General features: G+C 69.2%; 11 protein-coding genes. 4 read left to right on the forward strand and 7 right to left on the reverse strand.

Annotation, left to right across the window (positions count from 1 at the left end):
- Positions 1 to 73: 73 nt before the first annotated feature.
- Positions 74 to 2,797, forward strand: coding sequence for a serine/threonine-protein kinase (locus ABJF88_10840; GenBank protein MEP0547418.1), 2,724 nt, complete (start codon positions 74 to 76; stop codon positions 2,795 to 2,797).
- A gap of 524 nt (positions 2,798 to 3,321) precedes the next feature.
- Here ABJF88_10840 and ABJF88_10845 read toward each other — a convergent pair.
- The 4 genes from ABJF88_10845 to clpB all read right to left on the reverse strand — a co-directional run bounded on the left by ABJF88_10845 (position 3,322) and on the right by clpB (position 8,147).
- Positions 3,322 to 3,597, reverse strand: coding sequence for a hypothetical protein (locus ABJF88_10845; protein ID MEP0547419.1), 276 nt, complete (start codon positions 3,595 to 3,597; stop codon positions 3,322 to 3,324).
- Between the two features lie 137 nt (positions 3,598 to 3,734).
- A complete protein-coding gene (locus ABJF88_10850) occupies positions 3,735 to 4,205 on the reverse strand; it encodes a DUF4440 domain-containing protein (GenBank protein ID MEP0547420.1) in 471 nt (156 codons plus the stop codon).
- A gap of 97 nt (positions 4,206 to 4,302) precedes the next feature.
- Complete coding sequence (locus ABJF88_10855; protein ID MEP0547421.1) at positions 4,303 to 5,292, reverse strand: hypothetical protein; 990 nt, start codon at positions 5,290 to 5,292, stop codon at positions 4,303 to 4,305.
- Between the two features lie 188 nt (positions 5,293 to 5,480).
- Positions 5,481 to 8,147 (reverse strand): ATP-dependent chaperone ClpB, encoded by a 2,667-nt coding sequence (gene clpB, locus ABJF88_10860; GenBank protein ID MEP0547422.1) that lies wholly within the window; start codon positions 8,145 to 8,147, stop codon positions 5,481 to 5,483.
- Between the two features lie 342 nt (positions 8,148 to 8,489).
- On the opposite strand from clpB, the gene ABJF88_10865 reads away from it, so the two are divergent.
- Positions 8,490 to 8,828 (forward strand): cupin domain-containing protein, encoded by a 339-nt coding sequence (locus tag ABJF88_10865; protein MEP0547423.1) that lies wholly within the window; start codon positions 8,490 to 8,492, stop codon positions 8,826 to 8,828.
- A gap of 179 nt (positions 8,829 to 9,007) precedes the next feature.
- Complete coding sequence (locus ABJF88_10870) at positions 9,008 to 11,584, forward strand: response regulator (protein MEP0547424.1); 2,577 nt, start codon at positions 9,008 to 9,010, stop codon at positions 11,582 to 11,584.
- Between the two features lie 75 nt (positions 11,585 to 11,659).
- On the opposite strand, the gene ABJF88_10875 is transcribed toward ABJF88_10870, so the two are convergent.
- Positions 11,660 to 12,382: a hypothetical protein gene (locus ABJF88_10875; protein MEP0547425.1), complete on the reverse strand. Its 723-nt coding sequence runs from the start codon at positions 12,380 to 12,382 to the stop codon at positions 11,660 to 11,662.
- A gap of 115 nt (positions 12,383 to 12,497) precedes the next feature.
- The gene (locus tag ABJF88_10880; protein MEP0547426.1) at positions 12,498 to 14,810 is read right to left on the reverse strand and encodes a CDC48 family AAA ATPase; all 2,313 of its coding nucleotides are present in this window, start codon (positions 14,808 to 14,810) and stop codon (positions 12,498 to 12,500) included.
- 128 nt (positions 14,811 to 14,938) lie between these two features.
- Between ABJF88_10880 and ABJF88_10885 the strand changes: the two genes are divergently transcribed.
- The gene (locus ABJF88_10885; GenBank protein MEP0547427.1) at positions 14,939 to 15,874 is read left to right on the forward strand and encodes a zinc-dependent peptidase; all 936 of its coding nucleotides are present in this window, start codon (positions 14,939 to 14,941) and stop codon (positions 15,872 to 15,874) included.
- 129 nt (positions 15,875 to 16,003) lie between these two features.
- Here ABJF88_10885 and ABJF88_10890 read toward each other — a convergent pair whose 3' ends face one another.
- Positions 16,004 to 17,935, reverse strand: a complete 1,932-nt coding sequence (locus ABJF88_10890) for a M1 family metallopeptidase (protein ID MEP0547428.1) — start codon at positions 17,933 to 17,935, stop codon at positions 16,004 to 16,006.
- Positions 17,936 to 18,028 lie beyond the last annotated feature (93 nt).

The raw sequence follows: 18,028 nt of genomic DNA on the forward strand, positions 1-18,028 counted from the left end.
CACGGCGCGCGTGAGCCCTGCGGCCACCGCACGTCGTGAGTAGGTACGAGCCCCTCCCGCATTCCCCCGACCGATGGACGCCGCCCGCTGGACCCGCATCGAGGCCCTCTTCGACCACGCCGCCGCGCTGGAGCCGGACGCCCGCGCGGCATTCCTCGACGCGGAGACTGCGGACGACCCCGCCCTGCGGGAGGAGGTCGAAGCGCTGCTCGCCGCCGACGCCGACGCCGACGACTATCTCGGCCGGCTCAACCTCAAGTTCGTGGGCCCCGCGCTCGAATCGGCCCTCGCGCAGCGCGATGCGCTCATCGGCTCCGAGGTCGGGCCGTACCGCGTGCTGCGGATGCTCGGGCAGGGCGGCATGGGCGCCGTCTACCTCGCCGAGCGCGCCGACGGGGCGTTCGCGCAGACCGTCGCGCTCAAGCTCGTCCGCCCCGGCCTCGCGCCCGACCTCACGACGCGCTTCCTCGCCGAGCGCCGCATCCTCGCCCGGCTCGAACACCCGAACATCGCCCGCCTCATCGACGGCGGCGTGACGGCCGACGGCCGGCCGTGGCTCGCGATGGAGTACGCCGCCGGCGAGCCGATCACGGACTACTGCGACCGCAAGCAACTCAGCGTGAACGAGCGGCTCGCCCTCTTCGAAGAGGTCTGCGAGGCCGTCACGTTCGCCCACCGCAACCTCGTCGTCCACCGCGACCTCAAGCCGTCGAACATCCTCGTCGCCGAGTCCGGCTCGGGCAGCACGGTGAAGCTGCTCGACTTCGGGATCGCGAAGCTGATGGAGGACGACGACGCCTTCGCCGTGGCCGAGACGCGGACGGGGATGCGCGTGATGACGCCGGAGTACGCCGCGCCCGAGCAGGTCCGCGGCGAGCCGGTCTCGACGGCGACGGACGTCTACGCCCTCGGCGTCCTCCTCTACGAGTTGCTGACGGGCCGCCGCCCGTACCGCCTCGCGAGCCGGGTCCGCCACGAGGTCGAGCGCGCCATCCTCGAAGACGAGCCGACGCGCCCGAGCACGGCCGTCGGGGAGCCCCTGCCGGAGACGGAGCGGACGACGACGCCAGACACGCTCAGCCAGGCCCGCCGCGCCGATACCGCCGCGCTCCGCCGCCGCCTCTCGGGCGACCTCGACCAGATCGTGCTGACGGCGCTGCGCAAAGAGCCCGACCGGCGCTACGGCTCCGCCGAGGCGTTCGCCGACGACGTGCGGCGGCACCTCCACGGGCAGCCGGTGAAGGCGCAGCCGGACACGGCCGGGTACCGGGCGCGGAAGTTCGTGCGGCGCCACCGCGGCAGCGTCGCGGCGGCGGCCCTCGTGTTCGTCGCGTTGGCCGCTGGCCTCGGCACCGCGCTCTGGCAGGCGGACCGCGCCGAGGCCGAGGCCGTCCGAGCGCAGACCGAGGCGGCGAAGGCCCGCGAGGTGACGACGTTCCTCATCGACCTGTTCGAGACGAACAACCCCAATGAGTCTCGCGGTGACGCGATCCCCGTGCGCGACGTGCTGGAGCGCGGGGCCGTGCGCGTCCTCGAAGACCTCGATGGCGAGCCCGACGTGCAGGCGGCGCTCCTCAGCGCCATCGGTGAGGTCTACCGCAAGCTCGGTAACTACGAGCGTGCCGACTCGCTTTTGCGCATCGCGGTGGCGTCGCGCCGCACCCTCGCCGCCTCAGACCCCGACGTCCGGCGCGGGCTCGGCGAAAGCCTCCTCTACCTCGGCTCCGTCCGCCGCGAAGAGGGCGCCTACGCTGAGGCGCTGACGCTCGTGCGCGAGGCCGACTCCCTCACCACCCTCGTCCTCGGCCCCCGCCACCCGACCACGCTCGCGGTGCGGAACGAACTCGCGATGGTCCTGCAGCAGAACGGGCAGCCGGATCAAGCCGCCGCCCTCCTCCGCGAGATCATCGCCGTGGGCGAGGAGGAGCTAGACCCGGACGGCGACGAACTGGCCACGTACCGGGTTAACCTCGGCGGGATGCTGGCCGAAGTGGGCGAGCTCGACGAAGCGCGCCCGCCACTGGAGCAAGGCATCCGCACGTTCCGCACCGTCTTCGGACCCGACGACCCGCGGACGGTCGCCGCCACGTCGAGTCTCGCCTATGTGCTAAAAAGCACCGGGGCGTTCAATGAGGCGGAGGAAGCGTACCGTCAGGTCATAGCATCGCTCGCCGTGAGCTACGGGCCGAAGCACCCCGCCGTCAGCTTCGTGACGAACAACCTCGCCTCCCTCCTCAAAGAGCGCGGGGAGTACGACGAGGCCGACTCGCTCTACACGCGAGCCGTGACCAACATCCGCGAAGCGATGGGCCCGGAGCACCCGGCCGTGCTCGTCCTCGAATTCAACAGGGCAGACCTCGCGCGCCGTCGCGGCGACCTCGATGCGGCGGAGACCGGGCACCGCGCCGTGTTGGAAGCTCGGCAGCGCGTGCTCGGGCCCGATCACCCCGACGTGGCCGGGAGCTACTACGAGATCGCACAACTCCACCTCGCCCGAGAGGATGCCGAGGGGGCCGAGCCGCTGCTCCGGCAAGCCATCGCCATCTACGAGCCGCAGATGGGCACCGACAACGTCGCGACGGCCGAGGCATACCGCGCGCTTGGCGAGCTCCTCAGCCGACGAGGGAGCTATGCGGAGGCCGACCCGCTCTTGTTATCGGCACACGAAACCTTCCTCCTCAAGCGAGGACGCGACCACGAGGAAACCCGAGAGGCTGCGTCTACCCTGTCGACGCACTACCGACGGTGGAACAAGCCCGAAGACGCCGCCCGTTATCAGCCGATGGCGGCGGAGTGAGGAAGCGCTGGGGACAAACCGGGAGCCGAAGGCTCACTGTGGGCGCGGCGGGGCGGAGTGAACGATCGCGCGGAGAATGCGGAGCAGGTCCGCGCTCGTCCACGTCGAGGACTCCGACACACTGTAGCAGTACACCCCCTCGCACGCCGGCGTGACGGTGAGGGTGGCCGGAGCGATGTCAGACCACGCGGGGGCGGGGGCAGGTATCGACGCGACGTGGACTTCCCTGTCACCGTGCCTGTGCGGGGTGCGAGGCATAAGGGCGTAACTCATGGTCGTGGCGGTGGCGCGTGATACGGGAGCGAGCGTGGGGAGACGACGGATCCACTCCTTGAGCCGGGCAGGAGGTGATTGGCTTCCTTCAGCAATACGTAGGCTCGCGCCGAGAGGGGCCACGGGATATGTAAAAAAATTCGACGCGCTAGATTTTGCAGATCGAATCGCTGCAACAAGTGGATAGGTAGCCCTCGGATAAGGCGGCCTCGCCCATCAATTTGGGTGAGGCCGCCGAACTGTACGACGTGCTACTCTGCGTCTTTCTCCACGCGATCTGCGTCGTCGATGCGCGGGTTGTCTTTGAGCGCGTCGCTCATCTGGCGACCGGTGTACGTGTTGCCCGCTTCGCCCTGCCGCTTGTCCTCGGGATCGGGCGTGCGGACTTCCGACCCAGTGTCGGCGTCCTTTTCGAGTCGGTCATCGTGGAGGTCGGCGGCGGTGTCTTTCGAGAGGTTCTGCGCAGGCGCGTCGTCGCGGTTCGTGACGTTATGGTTGTCCGGGGTATGCTGATCGGGGTGGCCCATAGCGGAGAGGAAGCGTCAGATGGAGAGGGGCGAGAGGAGGTGGCAGGGGAGCCGCAAGAACGGCGAAGATTGCTGCCGAACGTTAAACCTACCGGGCGGATGGAGGGTCCCTTCCATCGACGTTTGATGGCGGAGCGTTACTCCGACGGTAGCGAGTTCCACATGTCGTGCGCGATGCGCCACCGGCCGTCGGTCTCGCGTTGCCAGACGATGAGGTACTTGCCCCGGAACGGCGGCCGGTCCTCGCCGTCCTGCGTCACGGCGCCCTCGTAATACCCCCAGTCGTAGGCGAGATCCCCCGCGACGTGTAGCTCGACGGGCCGCGCCGCGTGGTGCGTGATGACGCGGCCTTCGGGGAGCGCCCAGAGGTCGCGGAGCGCCTGGTGCCCGCGCACGAAGTCGCGCCCGCCCGGTGCGGCGATCCCGCCCTCTGCGTAGACGGAGACGAGGGCATTAATGTCGCCGCGCACGTAAGCAGTCGAGAGCGCGAGCGACTGGTGGAGGATGGCCTCCACGTCATCCGCATTTCCGCTCGTGACCGGGTCCGACTGAGCGAGGGCGACCGAACTGAGGAGCAGGCAGAGCGCAAAGGCGGGGGAGCGGCGCATGGGAAGGTGGAATGTCAGCAGGAACGGGGCTTTATACGACGAGAGGCCGCCCCGATGGTTGCGGGGCGGCCTCTGCATTCAGGCAGGGGAGGTCGATCTACCGGCTCGTACCGAAGAGGCCCTTCCGCGCCGGGGCGGGCCGCGCCGGCCACGGTCGCGCGCTCGGGCGGTCACCGCGGGCGCTCGCTCCGTCGCTGGGGACAGCGCGGTTGGACGACGCCCGCGTCAGCGAGATGCTTTCTTCGTAACGCACCCGTGTGAGGGAGCCTTCTTCGAGGAGGTACTCCTGTTCAACATAGTCGAGGCATTCCGCTTCGCCCTCGCAATCATCGTCGGTAAAGCTCATGCTCAACGTGTTGCCGTCAATGTCGTACGACACCAGAATTGTGTCATCGTCGTCGTCATCGAACGTCAGGCGGAGCCGGTCGCCGACCTTCTCCCACGTACCCCGCTCCGTGCCGTCGTCGTCGCGGATAAGGAGATCCCCGTCTGCTTCGAACTCGAGCTGGAAATCTTCCTCAGCGTCTCTGTACGAATCGATCTCCGTCTCCTGGTTGGCCGGCACCGAGCGCGTAGCGAACGTGAGCGAGCCATCCACCGTGACCTCCTCGCTGCCATTCGTGAGGGTGACGTCGTTCACGGTCAGCACGTTGTTCGAGAACGAGTAGGAGGAGGCTGCATTAGAGAAGTACGTTTGCCCGCTGTCGTCTTCGCTCGTGTAGTACCTCAGAGAGAGGGAATTGGAATCGAGGAAAAGCTCGAACTGGGGGTATGGCGCGTCGAAGTTCTGATAATTGTGCGAGCCTACGTAGAACGCTAGGTCATCGCCGTCGCGGTAAGCGTAGCCGAAGTAGCGGAGCGTGCCGGAGAGGTCGCCGGTGACCTGGATACCGCCCTGGCCGGGCTGCGAGCGGTCGATGACTTGTTGCGCCTGGCTAACGGTAATGAGTGTACGGGATGCCTCCTCGTTGACGTTCCAGCGGCCGACGAGGGCGTCGACATCGTCTTCGTCGTTGGAGTCGCAGGCGACGAGGGTCAAGCTGAGGCTGAACGCCAAGAGCACACGCGCGAAAAGGGAACGGTTCATATAGGTGTATCGGGAGTCTTGAGGGCTGGTTGGGGGACATGTTCGTCCAATGGGCAGATGATACAGCAGTCAAAAGACTTACCCATTAGGCGCGGATAAATATTCTTGCCCGAGCCGTCGCCCCATTCGCACTCGGAGGCCGCCCCGCAGGATACGGGGCGGCCTCCGAGTGCGAATGGGCGATGCGCTCAGGCCTCGGCGGTGTGCCCGTTCGACGGCACGGCACCCTCGATCGGAGCCGACGCGTCGGTCGAGAGGGTGAGGCCGGTGCCGTCGGGCGTCACGTCTACCTCCACCGTGTCACCCTCGCGGGCAAACCCGCCGAGGATCTGCTCGGCCAGCCGGTTGGCGACCTCGCGCTGGATTACGCGCTTGAGCGGGCGCGCGCCGTAGATCGGGTCGTAGCCCTTGCGCGCGAGGTAGTCGGACGCGGCGTCGGTGAGGGCGAGCGTGATGTGGTGGTTCCGCGCGGCGAGCCGCTGGATGCCCGCGAACTGGATCGCGACGATCTTGCGGATCTGCTCGCGGCCGAGCGGGCGGAACACGATGATCTCGTCGATCCGGTTGAGGAACTCGGGCCGGAGCGTCTGCCGGAGCATGCCCAGCATGTCGGCCTGCAGCCCGTCCATCTGCTCGTCGGAGAGCGACTCGTCGCCCGCCATCTCCATCCGGCGCTTGATGAGGTCGCTGCCGAGGTTGCTCGTCATGATGACGATCGTGTTCGTGAAGTCGACGGTGTGGCCCTGGTTGTCGGTGAGGCGCCCGTCGTCGAGCACTTGGAGGAGGACGTTGAACACCTCGGGGTGCGCCTTCTCGAACTCGTCGAGGAGCACGACGGAATACGGGCGGCGGCGGACGGCTTCGGTGAGCTGCCCGCCCTCGTCGTAGCCGACGTACCCGGGCGGCGCGCCGATGAGCCGGCTGACGGCGTGGCGCTCCTGGTACTCCGACATGTCGATGCGGACGACCGCGCCCTCGTCGTCGAAGAGTTGCTCGGCGAGGGCTTTCGCGAGTTCGGTCTTGCCGACGCCCGTCGTGCCGAGGAAGATGAACGAGCCAATCGGGCGGCTCGCTTCCTGCAAGCCCGCCCGCCCGCGCCGGACGGCGTTCGCGACGGCTTCGATCGCTTCGGGCTGGCCGATCACGCGGCGCTCCAACTCGGCCTCCATCCCGAGCAACTTCTCCTTCTCCGCTTCGAGCATCTTATTCACCGGGATGCCCGTCGCCCGGCTGATCACCTCGGCGATGTCCTCGGCGCCGACCTCCTCTTTGAGGAGCGCGCCGTCGGCCTGCAACTCGTCGAGCCGCGCGTTCGTGTTTTCGATCTGCGCTTCGAGCCCCGGGATCTGGCCGTAGCGGATCTCGGCGACGCCGCCGAAATCGCCCTGCCGCTCTAGTTCTTCGGCCTCGACTTTCAGCGCGTCGATCTCTTCCTTCGCGGACTGGACTTCTTGGATCAGCGACTTCTCCTGCTCCCACCGCGCGCGCAGCCGGTCGCGCTCCTCTTCGAGGTTGGCAAGCTCCTCGGTGATGGCCTCGACCTGCGCCGTGTCGCCCTCACGCTTGACGGCCTCGCGGGCGATCTCCTGTTGCCGGATCTCGCGCTCCAATTGATCCAATTCCTCCGGCATCGAGTCGATCTCGATGCGGAGGCGGGACGCAGCCTCATCGATGAGGTCGATGGCTTTGTCGGGCAGGAAGCGGTTCGTGACGTAGCGGTCGCTCAACTCGGCGGCGGCGACGATCGCGCCGTCGGTGATGCGGACGCCGTGATGCATCTCGTAGCGGTCCTTGATCCCGCGCAGGATCGCGACGGTGTCCTCGACCGACGGCTCGCCGACGAGGACCATCTGGAAGCGCCGTTCGAGCGCCTTGTCCTTCTCGAAGTACTTGCGGAACTCGTCGAGCGTCGTCGCGCCGATCGCCCTCAGCTCGCCGCGCGCGAGGGCCGGCTTGAGGATGTTGGCGGCGTCCATCGCGCCCTCGGCCGCGCCCGCGCCGACGAGTGTGTGGATCTCGTCGATGAACAGGATGATCTCGCCGTCGGCGTCGGCGACTTCTTTGACGACGGCTTTGAGCCGGTCCTCGAACTCGCCTCGGTACTTCGCCCCGGCGATGAGCGCGCCCATGTCGAGCGCGAGGATCCGCTTCGACTTCAGCCCTTCGGGCACGTCGCCCTGCACGATGCGGATCGCGAGGCCCTCGGCAATCGCGGTCTTGCCGACGCCGGGCTCGCCGACGAGCACGGGGTTGTTCTTCGTCCGACGGCTGAGGATTTGCAGCACGCGGCGGATCTCCTCGTCGCGCCCGATCACGGGGTCGACTTTGCCTTTGCGGGCGAGCTCGTTGAGGTCGCGGGCGTAGCGGTTCAGCGCCTCGTACTTCGCCTCGGCGTAGGGATCGGTCACGCGCTGGCCGCCGCGCATCTGTTTCATCGCATCGAGCACGCGCTCCTTCGTCACGTTCTGCTCCTTCAGCGCCCGGCCGATCGCGTCGTTGCTCTCCGCGAGGGCGAGCAGCAGGTGCTCGGTGGCGACGTACTCGTCCCCGAGCCCCTCGGCCTCTTTCAGCGCGCGGTCGAAGACCTGGTTCAAGTCGTTGCCGACGTACTGGCCGCTGACGCTCGCGCCGGAGACCTTGGGCAGCTTGTCGAGTGCCTGCTCAGTCTTCGTCGCAATGAAGTCGAGGTTGGCGTTGAGGCGCGAGAGGAGCGTCCGTACGACGGAGCCCTCGTCGGCGAGGAACGCCTTCATCACGTGCGCCGGCTCGACGCCCTGATGGCTCCGCCCGGCGGCGATCTCGAGCGCCGATTGGACGGCTTCCTGGGCTTTGACGGTAAACTTTTGGAGGTTCATTTCAGCTACGTGTTCATCGTGTGACTCAGAGCGGGAGGCCGGCCCCGGCTGCCAATCCTACGTCGGCCCTCGGGGCCACGGCTCCCTCGAAATGCAGATCGAATACCGTACCACGCGGCGCCCTGTGCCAGGATGACAGGCTGCAAGCCGCAGGGGCGAACGGCGTTCGCCCGGTCGAGGCCGGTAGCCTTCCCGGGCAGGGCGCAGCACGCTACGCCCCTACGTTCCACGCGGCCTCCCGCCACGAGGCCTCGCGCGAGACATCAGCTGTGATCGAAACAGCCGCGCGGCTTCGCCATTCAATCCCCTCCCTTCTCTCTCACCTCTTCCGCACCTCCCGACATGGCAGACACCTCCGTTAAAAAAGTCGACTCCTCCCACTCCCCGTCCGGCGACCTCGGGCAGACCTACCTCGCCTCCGGCACCCGCCTCGCGATGCGGCTGTGGGACATCGCCCCGACCGACGGCCTCGGCAAGCACGCACGCCCGTACGAGACCGTCGGCTACGCGATCGAGGGCAAGGCCGTGCTCCACCTCGGCGATCAGAAAGTGACGCTCGAAGCGGGCGACTCGTGGGTCGTGCCCGAAGGGGCCGAGCACCAGTACGTCATCCACGAGCACTTCAAGGCCGTTGAGGCCACCGCGCCGCCCGCCCGCGTCGACGATCGCGACGACGGCTGATCGCTCGCGCAAGCTCTTGTACGTGTAGGATTAGTGGCCCCCGTCGACCTCAGCGGGGGCCGCGCTGCATCGTGGCACCTCCTCGATTTATCTATAGATCGGGGCTGTCGGGCCGATAATCACGGGACTCCCCCGCCGCCGTTGCCCCACCCGGCGTCTGCTTAACACGGCCCGATCTTATGCCCCGTCTGGACCCCGAACAGCCTTCCGGCCTCGACAATCACGACGTCATCCGTGCGTACCGCTCGCTCGGCATCGTCGGGGCCGTCGCGATCTTTGCGATGGGGTTGGCCCACCACGTGCTGGACCCGGAGGCGTTCGACCCCCTCGGTCTCCGCGCGGCCATGGCGGCCCTCCCGCTCGCCGCGTCCATCGGATCCTGGATGAGCGAGACGGTGCGGCGCCACCTCCCCGTCATCGGCAACGCCATCATCTACATCCTCGCGGCGTACATCTCGTGGCTGTGGGTGCAGAACCCCGCCGATCCCAACTACGCGGTCGGGTTGTGCTTCGCCATCTTCGCGTGTGCGCTCGGGCTCACGTTCGACGCCCGCACCGTCTGGGGGATCGCGCTCCACCTCGTCGCGCTCGTAGCCCTCAGCGGGTCCTTCCTCCTCGCCGCCCCCGACGCCTCGGTCAGCCCCGTCGAGCTGCTCTCGACGCTCTCGGGCGTGGGAGGGATCATGTTCGTCACGGCCGCGGCCCGGCTCCGCATCCTCGAAGCGCTCCGCCAGAGCAAGGCCCACCTCGCCGCCGCGAAGGCCGAAGCCGTCCAGGCGAAAGACCAGGCCGAGGCCGCGACGCGGGCCAAGAGCGAGTTCCTCGCGAACATGAGCCACGAGATCCGCACGCCCATGAACGGCGTGATCGGGATGACGAGCCTCCTCCTCGATACCGACCTCGACGCCGAGCAACGCGACTTCGTCGAGACCGTTCGGACCTCGGGCGACGCCCTCCTCACGCTCATCAACGACATCCTCGACTTCTCGAAGATCGAGGCCGGCCGCCTCGACCTGGAACTCCACCCCTTCGAGGTGCGCACGTGCGTCGAGGAAGCGCTCGACCTCGTCGCTGGCCGCGCGGCGGGGAACGGGATCGAAGTCGCCTATATGATCGAGGACGGCACACCCCGCACGGTTGTGGGCGACGCGACGCGCGTGCGGCAGGTCCTCGTGAACCTGCTGGGAAACGCCGTGAAGTTCACCGAGCAGGGCAGCATCTGCGTCACGGTTACGGCCGCGCCCGAGGACGTCGAGGCGCCGGGCCGGTGTGAGATCCGCTTCGCCGTCGAGGACACCGGCATCGGGATTCCGGCCGACAAGCTCGACTCGATCTTCGAGAGCTTCAGCCAGGCCGATGCCTCGACGACGCGGAAGCACGGGGGGACCGGGCTCGGCCTCGCCATCAGCAAGCGGCTCGTCGCGCTCATGGACGGGACGATCGGCGTCACGAGCGAGGTGGGAGCTGGCTCGACGTTCACGTTCAGCGTGAGCGTGGAGGTGGCCGAGAGCACGAGGCGCGTCTTCCTCCGCCCGAACCCGCCGGCGCTCGCCGGCCGCCACGTCCTCGTCATCGACGACAACGCGGTGAACCGGAAGATCCTCCGCCACTTCGCCGAGCGGTGGGGGATGCGCGTGACCGTCGCCGCCTCCGGGCCGGAGGGGCTCGCGCTCGCCGCCGCGCACCCCTTCGACCTCGTCCTCCTCGACATGCAGATGCCGGAGATGGATGGGCTCTCCGTCGCCAAGGCGCTGTCGGAGACCCCCCGCCCGCCCGTCGTCGTCATGCTCACGTCGATCCACCGGGACGGTGCGATCCGCGAGGCCGCCGATCGTTACGGCGTGAGCGCGATGCTGTACAAGCCGATCAAACCGGCGAAGCTCTACGACACCCTCGTCGACGTGTTCGGGCACGTGGAGCAGGACGAGGACGAGGCCGCCGAGCAGAAGGCCGTCCCGTCCGTCGCGCGTGTCGAGCCGGGGAGCGCCGCGCTCCGCGTGCTCCTCGCCGAGGACAACGTGGTCAACCAGAAGGTCGCCCTCCGCATGCTCGAACGCCTCGGGTACCGCGCCGACGTGGCCGCCAACGGTATCGAAGTGCTCCAGTCGCTCCAGCGCCAGCCCTACGACATCATCCTGATGGACGTGCAGATGCCGGAGATGGATGGGCTCGAAGCTACGCGGCGGATCCGCGCGACGCTCGGCGCCGAGGAGCAGCCGCACATCATCGCGCTCACGGCGAACGCGATGCAAGGAGATCGGGAGCGGTGCCTCGATGCCGGCGCGGACGCGTACCTCGCGAAACCCGTGGACGTCCACGCGCTCGGCGAGACCCTCGGGCGGTACGCCGCCGAACCGCTCCGCCGGGACGATGCGGCCTCCGAAGCCGAGGTGCGAAGCGCACGCACGGCACTCATCGCTTGCATCGGCGAGGACGACCCGGACTTCATCCGCGAGATCACGGGCAGCTACCTGACCAGCACCGAGGACCTCTTGAGCCGCGCCCGGTCCAGCTTCGCCGACCGCGACGTGACCGGCGCTGCCGAGACCGCGCACACCCTGAAATCGAGCAGCGCCCTCCTCGGGTTCACGGCGATGGCGAGCCTCTGCGAAGCGCTCGAGACCCACGCGCTGGGCGGTGAGATCGGCGCGGTCGCCGCGTTGTTGGACGAGGTCGAGCGAGAGTACGAGCGCATCCGGCCCATCGCGCAGGCCCTCCTCGGCGATTCCGAGGAGCTCCTCAGCGTGGCGTCGTAGCCACCCGTTTCCTTCGTCGGCGCGCGGGCGGGGGCGCCGCCCCCGCCCGAACCGATCGCGCGTTCGCTCGATGCCTCAGAACCGGACCGTCACGCCGAGCTGCGGGAGGAGGAGGTCGGTGCGGGACCGGGTCACGTCGAACGTCAGGTTGCCGTCGCGGTCCGTGTCGATGCTGCCCTCGCGGAGGTAGTCGGCCTCGCCACCGAAGAGGTAGCGCACGCGGGCGTCGACGAAGACGGAGATCGCGCGGCCGGTGCCTTCGGGCCGCCCGCTGTAGACCTGCGCCATCACGCCGCCGCCGATGCCGTACGAGAACGCGCCGTCGTCGAAGTTCGTCGAGGAGGCGATGTCGCGGTCATCGTTGAAGTCCACGTCTTCGATCCGGCTCTCGGTGAAGAGGTAGCTGAAGCCGACGAGGGCGTCGGCATAGGGACGGAACGCGCCGATCGGCGGCTGGAGCCGGACGAAGGCGTGGCCGAGCGCGATGTTGTTCGTCGTCACGACGTCGACGTCGACGCGGCCGAGCGCGCCGCCGCCGAAGCGTTCGCGGATCGTCTCCTGCCCATAGACGACGAACGTGCCGGCGAGGCCGAAGCCGACGGGCGTGTTCGGGACGTGGACCACGAACTCGGCACCGAGGCCGTAGCCGACGCCGTCAATGCGGTCGGCGAAGGCGCCCTGCGGGATCGCGAGGACGAGGCCGGCGCCGCCGCTGCCGTACTGAGCGTGGGCCGAGGTGGGGACGAGGAGGGCGAGGAGGGCGGCACCGAGAAGGGCCGTGCGATACGAGGTAGGCATAGTCGGGGTGATCTGTGGGTGAGGGCGTTGAGCGCGCTACGGGAAGAGCCGCCCCTCAGGTGCACAAAGCAACCCGGCAACGTGTGAAGAGTCGCTGAGATAGGGCGAGGACCCGCTACTCGATCCCGTTGCCGATCGCGAAGCCGATGCGCTCGCCGCGCGGGCTCTCCTGCTTCAGCTTCTCCGCGAGCTTACGGTACTCCTTCTCCATCTCCGGCGTCACGCTCGCCCGCGTGTCCTCGAGTGCCTGCTCGAACTGCGCGGCCGTCACCGCCGCCTCGCCGTCCTCCATCACGCCGTCCTTGAGCGCCTCGCGGAGGGCGAGGAGCCCGGCGCGGCGGACGAGGTTCTCGAGGTCGGCCCCGGTGTAGCCCTCGGCCTGCTCGGCGATCGCGCCGAGGTCCACGTCGGCGGTGAGCGGCATCGTGGCGGTGTGGATCCGGAGGATCGTCCGCCGGCCCTCGGCCTCGGGGACGGGCACGTAGATCAGCTCGTCGAAGCGGCCCGGCCGGAGGAGCGCCGGGTCGAGGAGCGTCGGTCGGTTCGTGGCGCCGATCACGACGACGCCCTGCATCTCTTCGAGCCCGTCCATCTCGGCCAGGAGGGTGTTCACGACGCGCTCCGTCGCCGCCGGCTCACCCAGCCCGCCGCCGCGTTGGGGCGCGAGGGCGTCGATCTCGTCGAAGAAGATCACCGTCGGGGCGACCTGCCGGGCGCGGGCGAAGAGCCGGCTCACCTGCTTCTCGCTCTCGCCGTACCACTTCGAGAGGAGGTCGCTCGACTTCATGGCGACGAAGTTGGCCTCGGCCTCGCGGGCGACGGCTTTCGCGAGGAGGGTCTTCCCCGTGCCGGGCGGGCCGTAGAGGAGGAACCCCTTCGCGGGGCGGATGCCGATCTTCCGGAACGCCTCGGGGTTCTTCAGCGGCAGCTCGATCCCCTCGCGCAGCGCCTCCTTCGTCTCGTCGAGCCCGCCGATGTCGTCCCAGCCGACGTTCGGGACCTGGATCATGATCTCGCGGAGGGCGGAGGGCTGCACGTTTTTGACCGCCTCCATGAAGTCGTGCCGCGTGACGATGAGCTTGTCGAGCACCTCGGGCGGGATCTCGCGCTGCTCGAGGTCGATCTCGGGGAGGTGGCGGCGGAGCGCTTCGATCGCGGCCTCGCGCGCGAGCGCCGAGAGGTCGGCGCCGACGAAGCCGTAGGCCATCCGCGCGATCTCGTCGAGGCGGACGTCGTCGGCGAGCGGCATCCCGCGCGTGTGGATGTTGAGGATCTCGCGGCGGCCCGGGAGGTCCGGCACGCCGATGACGATCTCGCGGTCGAACCGGCCCGGCCGGCGCAGCGCCTCGTCGATCGCGTCGACGCGGTTGGTGGCGGCGATGACGACGACGTTCTGGCGCGGCTCCAGCCCGTCCATCAGCGTGAGGAGCTGGGCGACGACGCGGCGCTCGACCTCGCCCGTCTCGCCGCGGCTCGGCGCGATCGAGTCGATCTCGTCGATGAAGATGATCGACGGCGCGTTCTTCTGCGCGTCCTCGAAGATCTCCCGCAGCCGCCCCTCGCTCTCGCCGTAGTACTTGCCCATGATCTCGGGCCCGGCGATGTGGAAGAATTGCGCGTCGCTCTCGGCGGCGACGGCGCGCGCGAGGAGTGTCTTGCCCGTGCCGGGCGGGCCGTAGAGGAGGACGCCCTTCGGCGGGTCGATGCCGAGGCGGGAGAACAGCTCGGGGTGCTTGAGCGGGAGCTCGACCATCTCGCGCACCTGGTCGATCGTCTTGCCGAGCCCGCCGACGTCGTCGTAGGTGATGCCGAGCTGCATGGCCTCCTCGGGCTCGGCGAACTGCGGGAGCAGCTCGATCTCGGTCTCCTGCGTGACCTGGACGATGCCGCGCGGGCTCGTCGAGATCACCGTGAGGCGGATCTCCTGCAGGCCGAAGGCGCGTTGCTGGAAGAACGCGCGCATGACCTCCTCGGGGAACTGACCGCCGTCCATCCCCGGCTGCTTGCGGTAGACGCTCGTCGAGATCACGTCGCCGGCGGTGAGCGGGCGGCCGAGGAGCGTCCGCATCAGCGCCTCGCCCGGCCCGGTGAGCTGGATGTTCTTCTGCGCCGGGGCGACGGTGACTTTCTTCGCCGGCCGGATCTCGGCCTTCCGAATCTCGACGTGGTCGCCGAGGCCGACCTGCACGTTCATCCGCTGGAGCCCGTCGAGCCGGATGATGCCGAGCCCCTCGTCCTGCGGGTACGGCGGGAGCGCGACGGCGGCCGTCGTCCGCTTGGCGAGGATCTCGATGATGCCGCCCTGCCCGAGCCCGAGCGTGTCGAGGGCGTCCTGGCTGATGCGGGCTGCGCCTTTCCCCACGTCGGGGTTCTGGGCCCCGGCGACTTGGAGGCGGACGGTGTCGGTGGCGGTCGGCTGGTCGGGCATGGTCGGAGGGGAGAGAGGCGGCGAACGAGGAGGCGAGATGAGACGGATTTCCCCCGCCGAGGTTCGCGTGGAACGGGACGCTTCGTGGTTCTTTCGATAGCTTGCCCGCTCCGCACCCTCCCGCACCTATGCGCGTCGCTCATCCCTCGTCCGTCGGCTTTCCCCTCGCGCTCGCGCTCCTGCTCGGCGGCGGCGTGGCCGCAATCGCCGTGCAGTCGGCGGCGTTCGGGCCGTGGGGCGTGCTGCTCGGGGTCGTCGCGGCCGTGCTCGTGCTGTGGTTCGGGCTGCGCGGGGCCGTGCGCCGGTGGCGGGCCGTCCGCCGTCCGCTCGCCGAGGCGCGGCGCGACTGGCTGCGGCGCCACGTCCCGCTCTACGCCCGGCTCGACGACGACAGTGCGCGCCGCCGCTTCGAGCGCGACGTGCAGATCGCGCTCGCCGAGGCGCGCTTCGAGGGCGTTGGCGGGGTGGAGGTGACGGACGACCTCCGGCTCGGCGTCGCGGCCGGCGTCGCGCTCCTCCTCCACGGCCGGCCGGACTGGGATCTCCGCCTCGACCGGACCTTCCTCTTCTACCCCGGCCACTTCGGCGACGATTACACCGGGCTCGACCCTGCGTACGACGGGATGGTCCACCCGCAGGGGCCGGTGATCCTCTCCGCCCCCGCCGTGCGCCGGAGTTGGGAGCGGCCCGAGGAGGGCTCGAACGTCGTCCTCCACGAGCTCGCCCACCTCTTCGACTACGACGACCTCTATGCCGACGGCGTCCCATCCCTGCTCGACCCCGGCTCGGTGGAGCCGTGGACGGCGCTCGTCCGCCGCGAGACGGCGCTCATCGAGCGAGGCCAATCGATGCTCCGTCGCTACGCGGCGACGAACGCCGCCGAGTTCTTCGCGGTGACGACGGAGGTGTTCTTCGAGCGGCCCGCCGCCCTCGCCGAGCGCCACCCCGAGCTGTTCGAGACGATGACGGCGCTCTACGGCCTCGACCCGCGCCCGCCCGAGGGGGCCGTCTCCACGGAGCCCGAGGGACCGACGGAGTCGCTCATGGCGCGGCGCTGGCGGTGATACCAGGCAGCGGAGCCGAAGAGCCTGAAGGCTCGGCGAAGCCCATCTCTCATGCTGCGAGGCGGAGACCCGAGAGATCCCTCGACGAGCTCGGGATGACACGGGGCAGAGTGGGAGGCTGAACGGGTCTCACTCGCCTCCCGTCCAGCCGACGACGGGGTCGATGGAGTTGGTCGAGACGGAGTGGTAGCCGGGGCGGGCTTCGCGGTAGATCTCCTGCGCCATCGTTTGCCCCCAGTCCGTCGCCATCAGGTCTTCGTAGAGCGGCTTGACGAACTTCCGCCGGCCTTGCCGGGTGAGGAAGCTCTTGAGCGCGGGGAACGCGGGCTCGTAGCGATTCGCGATCGCCGTGCGCAGCCACGCGAAGAGGATCTCGCTGTTGCCCGTCGCCGTCAACCCGAACGCGGCGTCGAGCGCGGCGAGCTGGTCCGGGCTGAGTTCGTCGGGGAGGGCGTCGAGGAAGTGGAGCCACTCGTGCGTGGTCCAGTCGTGGGTGTCGAGCTCGTCCGGCGCGGTGCCGCTCGTGAACGCCTCGGCCTGGGCCTCGACGCGGGCGAAGGCTTCGGAGGCGACGGGCGCGGCGTTCGGGGGCAGGCCGGGGCCGAAGACCCACGCCTCGGGCTGGATCTGCGCCCGCAGCTCGGCGTCGCCCTGGATCAGGTTCGCGTCGAGGTAGGCGAGGAACCGCTCCGTCGTCATCGGCCGGAAGGCGAACTCGTCGAAGTACTGCCGCAGGAACGCGTCGAAGCGCTCTCGGCCGACGGCCATTTCGATCGTGCGGAGGAAGGCGGCGCCTTTGTCGTAGGCGATCGCCGTCATGCCGTCGTCGGGGTCGCGGCCTTTGAGGTCGAGGTAGAGGTGCTGGTCGGCCTCGGGGAGTTCGCCGAGCTCGTCGGCGAGGCCGCGGCGGCTGAGCGATTCGAGCATCCGGGCGTACTCGGCGCCGTAGACCTCCTCCATGATGCGGTTCTCGAAGTACGACGTGAAGCCCTCGTTGAGCCAGAAGTCGCTCCACGTCGCGTTCGTGACGAGGTTGCCGGACCACGAGTGGGCGAGCTCGTGCGCGATGAGGCTCACGAGCGAGCGGTCGCCCGCGAGGATCGTCGGCGTGGCGAACGTGAGGCGGGGGTTCTCCATCCCGCCGAACGGGAACGACGAGGGGAGGACGATGACGTCGTAGCGGCCCCAGCGGTACGGCCCGTAAAGCCCTTCGGCCGCGTCCATCATCTCCTCCATATCGGCGAACTCGTACGCCGCGGCGTCGACGACGGCGGGCTCGGCCCAGACGCCCGTGCGCGGCCCGACGGCCTCGAACTCGAGGTCGCCAATCGCGAGGGCGATGAGGTAAGGCGGGATCGGCTCGCGCATGCGGAAGCGGTACGTCGTGCCGGTGCCGTCGTCGGTGGGGGTGCCCTCGGGCGTGAGCATCTCGGCGCTCATCACGGCCACGAGCGGCTCGGGCACGGTGATCTCAGCGGAGTAGGTCTGGCGGATGCCGGGGCTGTCCTGCGTCGGCACCCACGTCCGGGTGAGGATGGCCTGGCCCTGCGTGAAGAGGAAGGGGTAGTCGCCGCCCGTCGTCTGCGCGGGGCTCAGCCACTGCACGGCCGCCGCGGCGTCGGGCGCCGTGCGGTAGCGGACGACGACCTGGTCGCCGGCCTCGGGGAGCGCCACGCGCAGGGGCTGGCCGAGAAAGGGGTCGGCTGTGCCGAGCGCGAAGTCCAGCGGGGTGCCATCGACCGTCGTGACGGCCTCGATCGTGAGGTCGCGCGTGTCGAGGATGACCTCCTCGGCGTCGGGCGCGCGGTCGACGGTGAGGGTGGCGGTGCCGTGGAGCTGCTTCGCGTCGAAGTCCGCCGTGAGGGCGAGCGCGACGTCGGTGACGCGGGCCTCCGCGGGATTCGCGTAGGAGTGGACGTCGTGCGGCAGCGCGAGCCGGGTGGCGAGGACCGTGGGAGCCGGCGGCTCGATGGCGTTGACGGAGACCGTCGTGACGGGCTCAGTGCGGGCGCAGCCGGCGAGGGCGACGAGCAGGCAGAGGAGGGCGAGGCGAGCGAGCATGGGCGAGAGCGGTCGTAGTTGAAGATCGCCGAATATACCCTACACGGCGGCGGGCGCTCCCCCGAAGAGGAGCGCCCGCCGCACTAGCCAACC

It is taken from the genome of Rhodothermales bacterium, assembly GCA_039944855.1.
Lineage (GTDB): Bacteria > Bacteroidota > Rhodothermia > Rhodothermales > JANQRZ01 > JBBSMX01.

Coding starts and splice junctions, on each gene's coding strand:
- ABJF88_10865 (MEP0547423.1), top strand. CDS start 8,490: ATGGCAGACACCTCCGTTAAAAAAGTCGACTCCTCCCACTCCCCGTCC.
- ABJF88_10855 (MEP0547421.1), bottom strand. CDS start 5,292: ATGAACCGTTCCCTTTTCGCGCGTGTGCTCTTGGCGTTCAGCCTCAGC.
- ABJF88_10850 (MEP0547420.1), bottom strand. CDS start 4,205: ATGCGCCGCTCCCCCGCCTTTGCGCTCTGCCTGCTCCTCAGTTCGGTC.
- clpB (MEP0547422.1), bottom strand. CDS start 8,147: ATGAACCTCCAAAAGTTTACCGTCAAAGCCCAGGAAGCCGTCCAATCG.
- ABJF88_10880 (MEP0547426.1), bottom strand. CDS start 14,810: ATGCCCGACCAGCCGACCGCCACCGACACCGTCCGCCTCCAAGTCGCC.
- ABJF88_10845 (MEP0547419.1), bottom strand. CDS start 3,597: ATGGGCCACCCCGATCAGCATACCCCGGACAACCATAACGTCACGAAC.
- ABJF88_10875 (MEP0547425.1), bottom strand. CDS start 12,382: ATGCCTACCTCGTATCGCACGGCCCTTCTCGGTGCCGCCCTCCTCGCC.
- ABJF88_10890 (MEP0547428.1), bottom strand. CDS start 17,935: ATGCTCGCTCGCCTCGCCCTCCTCTGCCTGCTCGTCGCCCTCGCCGGC.
- ABJF88_10885 (MEP0547427.1), top strand. CDS start 14,939: ATGCGCGTCGCTCATCCCTCGTCCGTCGGCTTTCCCCTCGCGCTCGCG.
- ABJF88_10840 (MEP0547418.1), top strand. CDS start 74: ATGGACGCCGCCCGCTGGACCCGCATCGAGGCCCTCTTCGACCACGCC.
- ABJF88_10870 (MEP0547424.1), top strand. CDS start 9,008: ATGCCCCGTCTGGACCCCGAACAGCCTTCCGGCCTCGACAATCACGAC.